Origin of the sequence: Aestuariispira insulae (genome assembly GCF_003385955.1) — a bacterium.
Lineage (GTDB): Bacteria > Pseudomonadota > Alphaproteobacteria > UBA8366 > Aestuariispiraceae > Aestuariispira > Aestuariispira insulae.
The window spans coordinates 257,561-269,723 of record NZ_QRDW01000005.1; the positions used below are offsets into that span (position 1 = coordinate 257,561).

A 12,163-nucleotide genomic window follows, 5' to 3' on the forward strand; every position below is an offset into this window, starting at 1 on the left:
ACCCGCCTATCGGTTAACGACAAGCTTTGCAAAATACAGAAAAACATCCCGGTTAAATAGGAAAGAACAGACAACATAGATCAGGCCGCCTGCGGGAATGGCGAGACCGAGCCATGCTAGATCGCCCATGTCGGCCAATAGATGATTCCGGCAGAAATAAAGTGCCGTCCACATGATGAAAGAGGCCATCAGCGGCCGGCTCAGGTGATTGATGACTGTCAGGAAACTGAGATCCAGATGGGGCATGCATCGGGCGAAATTGATCAGCAGCGCAATGGGATAAGCGGCAACCCAGGCCACGCAAACGCCGTAGATGCCCCAGTTGGTGGAAATGAGGATCGCGGGCAGCACGATGATCACATTCACGATGGTGATGGAAAGGGTCAGGCTGGGTTTGCCGATCGCATTCAGGGTCGGGTTCAAAAGAACCTCGATAGACTGGAAGGCGACTGCGATAGCCAACAGCACCATGAGTGGCACAGCCGGTTCCCATTTTTCACCCAGCAGAACAGAGATCACTTCGGGCGCGATCGCGGAGATACCGAACATGACCGGGAAAAAGATGAAGGTGCCGACCTGCAAGGCCCTGGAAAACTGATAGCTGACAGTGGCGATCTTGTCGCCGGAGATGGAAAAAGTGGTCAGCAGGATGGCCTGGATCACTTCCGATAATTTGACCACCGGAAGGCTGACAGTGGTGCGTGCCACTTCATAAAGACCGAGGCTGGTGGCCGACAGCATTTTACCGATGATGAATTTGTCGGTTTCCGTGAAGATATAGCTGAAAATCGAGTGGACCGAGATAACCCCGCCGAATTTCATCAGCTTTCGGATCGGCTTCAGCGAAAAAGACGGCAGGTGCCAGAACGGTGCCACGGCAAATTTCCCAATGGCACAGAAAAGCTGATACAGCAGATAGGCGGCGGCCAACGACCAGAAACCATACCCGTTATAGGCCATGGCCAGGCTTATCAGGCCAGATGACAGACGGCTGACGGTTTCAACCATCGTGCGCTGTTTGAACATCATCTCCCGTTTCAAATGGGTATCGGGAATGATGCCGAGCGCGCTGATCAGCACGCCAAGGGAGATCAGTTGGCCGAGGGGCACCAGATCCGCCTCACCATAGAAACCGGCGATTATTGGGGCCGTCAGATAGCCGAAAGCGGAAAAGCCAAGATTGATCAGGATCAGCAGGCCCAGGACATTGCGGAAATCATCTGTGGTGGCGTTGCGGTTTTGAACCAGAGCTGTCGACAGGCCGAAATCCCGCAGCAGAAAGAAAAAGCCGTAATAGGCGACCGCCATGGCCATGATGCCGTAATCATCGGGCGTCAGCATGCGCATGACAAGGATGGTCATGATCCAGTTGCCTGACTGTGCGATCACTTTCAGGATCAGGGACCAGCGCATGGCGTGGAGGACTTGCTCTTTCATATCGCGAACCGGGCTCTCTAAGACTGATGAGGCATAGGCCTGTCTAAAGTGGCGCTTAACCTGATGACAGAATTGTCACAATAACAGATGCTTGAATAGGCATGCGGCCAACGATCATGTGGCCATGCAGGCAGCGTTTCCATAGCACCTGTTTTAAGGGGCGGGCAATGCTCCATTGTGGGGAGAGGGGTTTTTCAGCGGAAATGATGGCAGGGCGATGTTCGGTATCACAAGAGGAGTCCCGTTTTCGGCCGGAGTATGGGTTACATTTACAGGCCTGCTCCGGCTGATTGGAAATTGTGTCGGGATACTTGACAGATGCCTAAGGAGTGAGTGGGGAAATGCGAGCGCAATATAATGTAAAATATTGATAATAAATGAATAAAATAGTCTGGCACGCTTCGTGCGAGTAAGGGGCTAGAATGAATATTTCACGCTCAGATTTATTGGGGAAGAGTGAACAGTTATGAAGACGCTTACGAAATTTGCTATCGCCGCCGCTGCTTTGGGTGCCGCCACTTTTGCGCAGGTTGCCAATGCTGCTCCGATCCTGAACTTCAACCTCACCCAGGGTGGGACTGTTGATATCGACACTTCCAATGCCTCCGATGGCACCGGCGCTGTCGGCACCAACTTGGCTGTTGATTATGTTCAGGACATTGCTAACCCGATCACCAATGGTGTGTTGAACTTCAACACCGGTGCATATGAAGCAACCAACAACTATGGTTCCTTCGTTGAAACCGTATTCGGTCCGGTTGGTAACTTCACCCTGACCGGTACCTACAACGGTTTCACCGGTGTTCTGCTGAGCGGTACTGTTGCCAGCGCCAGCCTGAACCAGCAGTTCTCTTTCAACGGTGGTCTGCAGCGCGCATGGATGGACCTCGGCCTGGTGATCGACACCGTTGCCGACGTTCTGTTGCCGCTGGTTGGTATTGACCCGAATGCTCCGGATTTTGTTCCGGTAACCAGCAAAGCTGGCTTCGAGTCCAACAACCTGACCAAAGACACCGACAGTGCTGAACCCGGTGCTACCATCGCTGATGGTTCCTACAGCAACCAGGGCGGTCGCCTGACGGTTGATGTGCCGGAACCGATGACCCTGGGTCTCCTGGGTCTGGGCCTGGTTGGCCTCGGCATGGCACGTCGTCGCAAAGCTGCCTAACAGCTAGCGAACCAAATACTGTGCGTGAGAACGGGGCTCCTTTCGGAGCCCCGTTTTTTATTGTCTGGACTGTTTTCCTATGAATGGCACGCGCCGAACAGGGCGGGTTTTTGCGCGAACAAAAAAAGAACCCGGCTGAAATGGCCGGGATCTTTCTAACTGGTAGAGAAATATCCGGGGAAGGGCTTCCTGCCCTTACATCCAGATATCGGTTTCCGTGTTGATCTGGTCTTTATTCACCCCGTCAAGGGTCAGCAGCAATGTGTTTTGATTATCCACATCAAGCCAGATTTCCGTGCCGTTATCGGCTTGGGTCAGGTTGATCGTGGCCCCTTCGGAAACCACATTCATCAATTCACGCAGGTCCAGGACGTCGACACCGGATTCAAAGTCGGTGATATGGTCACCGGCCTCACTGATGCGGTCGTAGATGAAAGTGTCAGCCCCATCGCCGCCGGTCAGGATGTCCTCTCCCTTGCCGCCTTTGATTTCATCGTCACCGTCGCCGCCCATCAGGGTATCGTCACCCTTGTTGCCGAACAGGAAGTCATTGCCGGTGCCGCCATCAATGGTGTCGTTGCCGTTGCCGCCGAAGAGGGCATCTGCACCGCCCTTGCCGAGAATGAAGTCATCCCCGTCCACACCATGCAACAGTTCATTGGCCTCGGTGCCGGTCATCTGGTCGTTGAATTCACTGCCGTAATGTTCGTCCGCATTTTTGATGATCTCGCCATCCTCGCCCAATTGCAGCAGGGGAGAGAAGCCGGGGTCAGTATCATAGAGATCGTTGATGATGTCATAAACAGAGCTGACCCAGCCATAAGCTTCCAGAGCACCTTTGAGGCCATCACCGGCCAGGCTGGCCAGGGTGAATTTGGAGGTTGCGGCGGTGTTGTCCGTCGCACCATACCAGCTGGCATCATCGGGAACCGCGAGGCCGTTGTCGGTATAGGTGGCGTCGAACATCTCCTGCCAGGTCTGGCTGACGCTGCGGGTGCCGTCATCATTATAGGTGAAGGTGCCCAGCACATTTTGCAGGGATGCCATCGGATCCAGGCCGAAATCCTCGGACAGGAACCGGTTGATATTATAGTTGGACTTCCATTCCAGGAAGGTGTTGGCATCGCCTTCGCCATTTTCCCGGCCCGCGATGGTGCTGAGAACCATGGTGAAATAATCATCCATCCAAAGTTTGGTGGAGGTAGTGCCGACCCCCATGAGCATACCGTAATTGTCGCCGGTCTGCAGGGTACCGTTCACATAGTTTTCGACATAGCTCTTCAGGTTCACATCGAGGCGATTCTCGAAATAATCCTTCATCGGATCATCATCGGGCATGATGAAGGCCGCATCGGAAATTTCACGCATCCCCCAGGCCTGCGCCCGTGTCTGGGTCGCCGGTTCGCCATCCAGCCAATCGATGTCACCATTTTCGAAATTACCGGCAATCTCGCCATTCTCGCCGCGCCAGCCCGGCCAGACATAGGCGGTGGCATGGTTGGCGCTGGCTTGAAGTTCATCCAGGTAATATTGCGACCCGGACAGCAGATAGGGCAGGTAAGTCAGGGAGGGCAAATGGGCCACATCCGTCGACCATTCAGTACCGTCGGTGGAAAACTCATCGGCCAGGACCGAGGTGCCGCCGCGGCTGTCGAACCAAAGGTCGGGATAATCATCGACCGAAATCACTTCGCCGGTATTGTCGTCCCGGTAATGCCACGGGATCGAACCTGCAGCATCCGCGTTGGCATACATGATTTCCGCCGCGGTTTCGTCCTGGCTGGCGAGATAGCGCACCGTCCAGCTGGGCAGGGGGCCGATATCCTCGCGACCGCCGGCCATCGGCATGTTGGTCTCAACGGTGCCGGTGGTCATCGGGCCGGTGCCACTGGCCTGCAATTCCTGATAAGAGGCCTGAATAGCCGCTTCCGAAGCGCCGACGCTCAGATCGAACTGCGGCAGGGCGCCGGTTTCCACGAAATAGTCCATATCGCGGACCACATTGATGCCGGGATCACCGTCGGACCAGACCTCGGTATGCCATGTGCCCTTATGATGATGTTCCAGATCCTGTTGGGCAAAAGCCACATCTCCGCCTTCTTTGATGGTCACATCATAAGTGATGTTGTCGTTGCCGGCAGTGAAGGCGTGGTCGGCGGAAAATACAACATCCGTCATGACATTGCCGTCGGCGAAAGCGCGTATGTTGAATGTCAGATCCAGCTGGTCATTGACCGGAACCTTGACGGTATATTCGCTGGCCAGCGGGCCTTCGATCCAGGTTGAAACCGTGCCGTCCTGCATGGCTTGCGCCAGGATCTGGGCCGCATCCGCCTGGAAGGCGGTGGTGGATCCGTCGTCATTCTGAATGGACATGTCCACGGTCAGGTCCAATCCGCCATCCAGAATATCCTGGGGGGAGATGCTGCCGGTTCCGGCGGTGGACGGGGTTCCTTTGCTCAACTGGATATCCAGGCCTTCCCCCGGATTGATGGCCGGACTGTCCACGGTCAGGATCGCATGCCGGACAGAGCCGTCGTCATTGGTGGCTTTCACATTCATCTGGACCGGCACTTCCACGCCGTTGACGGTGGCGGTAAGCTGGGTGCCGGCCGGAATGTCACCGGCCTTGAAGACATGGCCAAAGGTGATCGGTCCGTCACCGGCCACTTCAGAACCATTATTGTCAAAGCGCAGGCCGACCACATCTTCGGGGTCTGTGCCGCGAATGACTTCCGGATTGAAGATGATCGTATCCGGTGTTTCGACCGGATCACTGATCGGGCCGTCCGTGCCGGGCGCGGGGGCGGCGGCTTTGCCGGTCAGCGCCGTTTCAATGGCGCTTTGACTGGCGGTGACGCTGGTATCCGCGAAGGACAGTTTTTCCACATTGGCAACAGTGTCGCTGCCGCTGTCGCCAACCGTGTCGGTGACGGTGATGGTGCCGTCATTGTTGAAGGTAAAGTCATAATCCGACAGGTTGCCGGCGAAGCTGGCGATATCGTTCCCGTCCCCGCCATCAAGATAATCATCCCCTTTGCCGCCGGTCAGGCTGTCATTGCCTTCCAGGCCAAAGATGGTGTCATCGCCGTCGGTGCCGGCAATGCTGTTGTCATATTCGCTGCCGCTGATGGAATCGATGTTGCGCATCTCGGTCTGGGAGAAGTCGCCGGAGACCCGGACAGAGACCGAGTTGGTGCCGGCCCCGCCGTCGATCACTTCAACCCCATCAACCTCATTGAAATACTTCAGGTCAATGACATCGTCGCCATCGGAGCCCAGGATTGTATCCGTGCCGTCCCCGCCGGAGATGGCATCCTGGCCTTCCCCGTTGGAAACCAGGAAGATATCATCCCCGGCACCGCCTTTGAGATTGTCATCGCCCTTGCCGCCGACAATCACGTCATCCCCGGCGGAGCCGATGATGGAATTGTTATAGTCGCTGCCGACGATGCGGTCGATATTGCGCAGCTCGGTGTTGGAGAAATCGCCGGACACATTCACGGAAACGGTGTTTTCACCCGCTCCACCGTCAATCACCTCCACGCTGTCGGGCTCATTGAAATAACGCAGGCTGATATTATCGTCGCCGTCGCCGCCAAGGATGGTATCGGTGCCGTCGCCGCCGGAGATTACATCCATGCCGTCGCCGTCATTCACCAGGAAGACATCATCCCCGGCGCCACCCTTCAGCACATCATTGCCCTTGCCGCCTTCGATAACGTCATCGCCGGCGGATCCGGTGATGCTCTGGTTGTAGCTGCTGCCGACGATGCGGTCGATATTGCGCAGTTCGGTATTGGAAAAGTCGGCATTCAGCTTGGTCTCTATGGTATTTTCACCGGCACCGCCGTCGATCACCTCGACTTCATGGTCACCGCCATAGGACATCAGCTCGATGGTGTCGTCGCTGCCGCTGCCGACCAACGTGTCCTCTCCGTCACCGCCGCTGTATCTGTCATAACCTTCGCCGGTTTTGGCGGTGAAGACATCATTGCCGCCGCCCCCGAAGATCACATCATTGCCTTTGCCGCCACTGATCAGGTCCGCCCCTGCGGAACCGATAATGGTCTCTGAAGCCGCCGTGCCGGTGATGATGTTGTCGGGCAGGTCCTCGACCGTGACCTGGGCTGTGGTCGGGGTGGCGGAGATGCCGTCGAATATATCATAGGTCAGGCTCAGTTCGCCGGACCAGCCAGCAGGCGGTGTGAAGGTCCAGGTGCCGTCACCATTGTCGGTCACCGACCCGATGCCGCTTTGCAGATTGACCACCGACAGGAAATCGCCTTCAAGGTCATAGGCCCCGGCCAGCAGCTCCGCTTCCGTCAGGATCAGATTGCCATTTTCATCCATGGTCATGGCGACCTGGCCGCCGGCTTCAGGGGCGTCATTCACGGACGCGACCATGACCTTCGCTGTGGCCGGAGTGGAAACGGTGCCGTCACTGACTTGATAGGATAGCGCAACCTGACCATAGAAATCGGCATTGGGGGTAAAGGTCCAGGTGCCGTCGCCATTGTCGGTGAGGCTGCCCTGGCTGGTGCTCAGGCCGGTAACAGTCAAGTCGTCGCCATCCACATCACTGGCATTGGCCAGCAGGTCTTCGCTGGAGATGGTAATCGTGCCATCCTCCTGCATATTGACGGTGACGTCACCGCTAACAACCGCAGCATCATTGACTGCATAGACTTCGATAGTGGCAGCCGCCGGGGTCAGGGCGGCGCCGTCGCTGACCTGATAGCTGAGGGCGACTTTCCCGTTGAAATCAGCATCCGGGGTGAAGGTCCAGGTGCCATCACCATTGTCGGTGAGGCTGCCCTGGCTGGTGCTCAGGCCCGTGACGCTCAGGTCGTCGCCATCCACATCGCTGGCGTTGGCCAACAATTCTTCGCTGGTGATGGTGATCGTACCATCTTCCTGCATGTCCAATTTGATATCGCCCGTGACGACAGCGGTGTCATTGACGGCAGCGATTTCGACGGTTGCTGAGGCTGCGGTTGCGGTCGAGCCGTCGCTGACCTGATAGCTGAGGGCGATCTTGCCGTTGAAATCAGCATCCGGCGTGAAAGTCCAGGTGCCGTCACCATGGTCGGTCAGGTTGCCCCGGTCGGCGCTCAATCCGGTCACGCTCAGACTGTCGCCGTCAACATCACTGGCATTAGCCAACAGTTCTTCGCTGGTGATCAGGATGGTGCCATCCTCCTGCATGTCCAGCTTAATGTCGCCGGTAACTTTTGCGGCGTCATTGACGGCCGCCACATTTACCGTTGCGTTGGCGGTGGTCAGGGCGGTGCCGTCGCTGACCTGATAGCTGAGGGCGATCTTGCCGTTGAAATCAGCATCCGGCGTGAAGGTCCAGCTGCCATCACCATTGTCGGTCAGGCTGCCTTGATCAGCATTCAAACCCGTAACGGAAAGGCTGTCGCCATCCACATCGCTGGCATTGGCCAACAGGTCATCGTTGGTGATGATAATGCTGCCATCTTCCTGCATCACCAGGTTGACATCGCCAGAGACAACAGCGGCGTCATTGACAGCTTCAACATTGAAATTACCTGTGGCGGTGACCTGTTCACTGCCGTCGGAGACCTGATAGCTGAAGGTGACCCGGCCGTTGAAATCGGCATCCGGCGTAAAGGTCCAACTGCCGTTGCCATTGTCGGACAGGTTTCCGCCATGGACGGTCAGGTTCTGAACCGAGAGCACATCGCCTTCAGCGTCGGTGACATTGGCCAGCAAATCGGCTTCGGTGAACAGTACAGACCCATCTTCCTGAAGTTGGAATTCCTGCATGCCGGTGACAATCGGGGCTTCGTTCCCGAAGATGCTTTTGCCGTCGACCAGGATATCAACCTGCTCAATATTTTTAAGGTCGAGATTGAAGGCGGTGAAACGGTAACTGTTGTTGGTCGAGGCCAGGCTGCCATCTTCATGCGATTGCAGGAATGCCTGGATTTCAGCCTGGATCTCCGGATTGCTGAATTCAGCCGCGGTCAGGCGGATCTCGGCACGGTCATGGCCGGTGCCGCCATCATAATAGTCGGTTTGTCCAGTATTAGCGGAGAGATCATAGATCAGCGTGTCATTGCCGTCGCCGGCCCAGACCCGGTCTGATCCGCCGCCACCAGCAATCGTATCGTCGCCCCTGGAGCCGGTCAGATAGCTGTTGGTGCCGCTGCCCTGGATCAGGTGAATGTTCTTCAACTCGGTATTGGAAAAATCAGCGCTGTAATAGACATTGAGCGTATTGATCCCAGCGCCGCCATCGATCTCTTCAACACTGCTGGTGCCGCCATAGCGGTAAATGCCTATATCATCGTCTTTTTCCGAACCGCGGATTACATCATAGCCGGCATCGCCCTGGAATATGTCGGTGCCGTCATTCTTGCCGTTCACCAGAAAAACATCGTCGCCGTCGCCGCCTTTGAGATTGTCGTTGCCGCCGCCGCCATCAATCGTGTCATCCTGGCTGGAGCCGGTGATGTAATTCCGGTCATCACTGCCTTCGATCCGATCGATATTGCGCAATTCGGTATCGCTGAAATCGGCGCTGTATTTGACGGACAGGACGTTTTCGCCCTCGTCGCCATCAATCACTTCAACCCGGTTATCGCCGGTGAAGCTGAACATCTCGATTGTATCATCCCCGCCCGTGCCGAGGATGGTGTCGGTACCTTCGCCGCCTTTAAACCGATCCGGGCCGTCGCCGGTCGTCGCCAGGAAGATATCGTCGCCGTCTCCGCCGCTGAGAATATCTGCTCCTGTGCCGCCCTGGATGATGTCGTTGCCGCTGGTGCCGGTCAAGTAATCCCGATCGTTGCTGCCGGAGAGGATGTCGGTGTCGCTCTGGCTGGCGGTGATATCTTCGGCGCTGACTTCCTGGCTGTAACTGGTGGTGGTTCCGCTGGCGGTGACATCGAAATTCACTGTCAGGCTTCCATCCCAATCATAGCTGGGGACAAAACTCCAGCTGCCATCGCCATTATCAATGATATGGCCGTTTGCGGTGGACAGATTGTTGATGGAAATTGTTTCACCGGTCTGCTCAATTGCAGCGAGTTTCAGCAGATCGGTGAGGCTCAGTAACAAGGTCCCATTGCTGTTTAGCAAATCGGTCAAAGAGGTACCGGACATTGGGATCTCCTATCCTGGAGTGAATAAGCGCGTATAAGATAGAGCGATATAAAACAAACTGATCCGCTACCCGCAATTCATTAATTTCGGACCAAGAAAGACCCATGTTGCGGCCATAATAACATAAAATTTAAATAAATTTTTATTAATTAAGAATCTTCAAACTCAGGAAGTGTGGAAAACTGCGACTCTTCGTTGAGAGACAGCGTGTTAGCGAGAGCGGAATTTAACTTTTCTGTCATTTTTCTAAAATCTAGAGCGCGGTATACAGATACGTATTTCTCGTTTTTCGAGTGAGTGATTTTTTTTGCATCTGACGGTTTTTAGCCAAATTTGATCACTCTTTTTCGGCAGGGAAAAAAGGGATCGGGGCATTGCGGCGGCCTGTTGTGTCGCTGACAGGGGGACAGATAACGGGAGCGCGCGGAAAGCCTGGATGACAACCGGGAAATCAGGCACAAAAAGGTTGCATCTCTTATGGTTTATCAACAGTATGCAGCCTCGACAATTTTGGTGGATTCTTAGAGCGTCTGGGGGCGTTGCAGGTGACGGTCGGAAACCGGTAGGCAGATTGTTGTTCTTCCAAGGAACCTTCAATCCAGTTTACCGCATAGACCGGGACGACGAGAGATATCTTTGGGGCAATTAGAGGGTCTTTTCGTGCTGCGAAGAGTGCAACGGCGATATTGTTCCGGCTTCTGCCGATTTTTCCAAGAGTGCTGACAGGTTTGTAATGGACGAACTATTAAAAATTGTGACGATAGTCTGGCGGATCTTTGTTCGCAGAAAGTGGACTGCACTGATCCTGGCCTGGATTGTGGGTGTTGCGGGATGGGTCGGCATATCGGCGCTGCCGGATAAATATCAGTCTGATGCCCAGATCTATGTAGATACCAGCACGCTTTTGGGGCCGTTGCTGAAAGGGATCGCCGTCCAGGGCAACATCCAGCAGCAGGTTGCCGTGATGCAGCGAACGTTGTTCTCGCGGCCGAACCTTGAGAAAGTTGTTCGCGATAATGATCTGGATCTGGAGGTGCATTCGGCCGAAGACATGGAACGGCTGCTGACCAAGGTTGAAGATAACGCGAATATCAAGTCGGGCGGCCCGAACCTCTTCATTGTTTCATACACCAACAAAGATCCCGGTCTGGCACGCAATATCACGCAATCGTTCCTGGATATTTTCGTCTCCACCAATGTCGGCCAAAGCCGTGTCGGTATGGAGACAGCAAAATCCTTCATTGAGGCGCAGATCGCCCGGTATGAATCCCAGTTGCGGGATGCGGAAGAAGAATTAGCGCAGTTTAAGGTTAAAAATTCAGATTTCCTGGCCAAAGGGGATTTCTTCAAGCGCTATGAAACCGTGCGCAAGGAATACCGGGAAATGGAACAGGCCCTGGTGGATGCGGAAGTGGTGACCCGCCAGTTGGAAAAGCAGCTGACACAAACCCCACGATTTCTGGAAGTTGAGGATTCCACTGCCTCGTCTGGAGGCCGAAAAGAGCAGAGCTCTGCCGAAAAAGCGCTGGAAGATGCTCAAGAAGACCTGACAAGCCTGCAGTCACGCTTCACCGACCAGCATCCCGATGTTATTGCCGCCAAGCGCGTGCTTGATGATGCGCAAAAACGGGTGGATAAGGAAAAAGAAGAGATCGCAGCGGGTGGGGAAGATCCCACGGTACGCAAGACCCGGGTGCCCAACGGCATTTATGAGCAAATTCAGGTTCGGCTTTTTGAAACGGCCCAGACTAAGGCACGGCTGGAAGAACAATTCAGCCGGATCAAAGCTGAGTTTGAGGTGATGGATGAGCAAAAAAGCTCCGCACCGGAGATTGAGGCCCAGCTTGCCGGGCTCAACCGCGATTATGATGTGATCAAGAAACAGTATGAAGAGCTTCTGGTGCGCCGGGAGTCGGTCAATATCTCTGCCGCCCGGGAAACCAGCACCGATGCGGTCCAGTTCCGGATTATCGAGCCGCCGAAAGTGCCGATCCTGCCGGCGGGTCCCAACCGGCCGTTGCTGACGGCTGCCGTCCTTGTTTTTGCCCTTGGGATTGGCGCGGGGCTGCCTATTCTGCTGGGGTTTGCCTCGGGCTATATCCACAGTTCCCGAAATCTTGAGGATACCTATGACTATCCGGTGCTGGGCACTGTCGGTTATGTCAGTGGAGCGATGAGCTCCATGGGGCGTCTGGTCGGTCGTTTGCTGTTTCTCGGCGGGCTGATAGGTTTGTTGGGCCTCGGAGGCGCATTCTTTGTCATCAAGCCAAATCCGGACATGATCCTTTCGATTGCAAGTGATTACGGAATATTGTCGCTGATAGATGGCAGCTTTGCCGGTTTTGTGGAAAAAATATCGGCAAAAATCGGGCTTTGATTTTCCTGGACCGCACCGGAGAGACCCTTCCGGTGCGGTTTGGTATC

4 protein-coding genes are annotated in these 12,163 nt (G+C 55.2%); 2 read left to right on the forward strand and 2 right to left on the reverse strand.

Annotation, left to right across the window (positions count from 1 at the left end):
• Positions 1 to 6: 6 nt before the first annotated feature.
• A complete protein-coding gene (locus DFP90_RS13990; protein ID WP_115937113.1) occupies positions 7 to 1,437 on the reverse strand; it encodes a lipopolysaccharide biosynthesis protein in 1,431 nt (476 codons plus the stop codon).
• Positions 1,438 to 1,903: 466 nt separating this feature from the next.
• Between DFP90_RS13990 and DFP90_RS22910 the strand changes: the two genes are divergently transcribed.
• Complete coding sequence (locus tag DFP90_RS22910) at positions 1,904 to 2,605, forward strand: PEP-CTERM sorting domain-containing protein (RefSeq protein WP_181905355.1); 702 nt, start codon at positions 1,904 to 1,906, stop codon at positions 2,603 to 2,605.
• A 195-nt stretch (positions 2,606 to 2,800) separates the two neighbouring features.
• On the opposite strand, the gene DFP90_RS14000 is transcribed toward DFP90_RS22910, so the two are convergent.
• Positions 2,801 to 9,739, reverse strand: coding sequence for a cadherin-like domain-containing protein (locus DFP90_RS14000; RefSeq protein ID WP_115937114.1), 6,939 nt, complete (start codon positions 9,737 to 9,739; stop codon positions 2,801 to 2,803).
• A gap of 733 nt (positions 9,740 to 10,472) precedes the next feature.
• On the opposite strand from DFP90_RS14000, the gene DFP90_RS14005 reads away from it, so the two are divergent.
• Positions 10,473 to 12,116 carry an XrtA system polysaccharide chain length determinant gene (locus DFP90_RS14005; RefSeq protein ID WP_115937115.1) on the forward strand — a complete coding sequence of 548 codons (1,644 nt, stop codon included), beginning with the start codon at positions 10,473 to 10,475 and terminating at the stop codon, positions 12,114 to 12,116.
• Positions 12,117 to 12,163 lie beyond the last annotated feature (47 nt).